This window comes from Priestia aryabhattai, from assembly GCF_023715685.1.
In the GTDB taxonomy this organism is placed as follows: Bacteria; Bacillota; Bacilli; order Bacillales; family Bacillaceae_H; genus Priestia; species Priestia aryabhattai_B.
The window spans coordinates 1-646 of record NZ_JAMBOQ010000037.1 but is presented as its reverse complement, the minus strand read 5'-3'; the positions used below and the strand labels follow the sequence as shown (position 1 = coordinate 646).

Sequence of the window (646 nt, the reverse complement as noted above, 5' to 3'; positions counted from 1 at the left end):
CGATAAAGGGGGTGAAAGGCCCCCTCGCCGTAAGCCCAAGGTTTCCTACGCAACGTTCATCGGCGTAGGGTGAGTCGGCCCCTAAGGCGAGGCAGAAATGCGTAGCTGATGGGAAGCAGGTCAATATTCCTGCACCATTGTTAGATGCGATGGGGGGACGGATCGCGGAAGGTTGTCCGGGTGTTGGAAGTCCCGGTCGCTGCATTGGAGAAGGCGCTTAGGCAAATCCGGGCGCGTAATTCAAGGGTGTGGCGCGAGCTCCTTCGGGAGCGAAGCAATTGGAAGTGGTTCCAAGAAAAGCCTCTAAGCTTCAGTCTAACGATGACCGTACCGCAAACCGACACAGGTGGGCGAGATGAGTATTCTAAGGCGCTTGAGAGAACTCGGGAGAAGGAACTCGGCAAATTGGTACCGTAACTTCGGGATAAGGTACGCCCTTGTAGCTTGACCAGCCTGCGCTGGAAGGGTGAAGGGGTTGCAATAAACTGGTGGCTGCGACTGTTTAATAAAAACACAGCACTCTGCAAACACGAAAGTGGACGTATAGGGTGTGACGCCTGCCCGGTGCCGGAAGATTAAATGATGGGGTGCAAGCTCTTGATTGAAGTCCCGGTAAACGGCGGCCGTAACTATAACGGTCCTAAGG

General features: G+C 54.6%; 1 rRNA gene. It reads left to right on the top strand.

The window, feature by feature from the left end:
• Positions 1 to 646: ribosomal RNA gene (locus M3225_RS28795) — 23S ribosomal RNA — on the top strand; the annotation flags it as partial.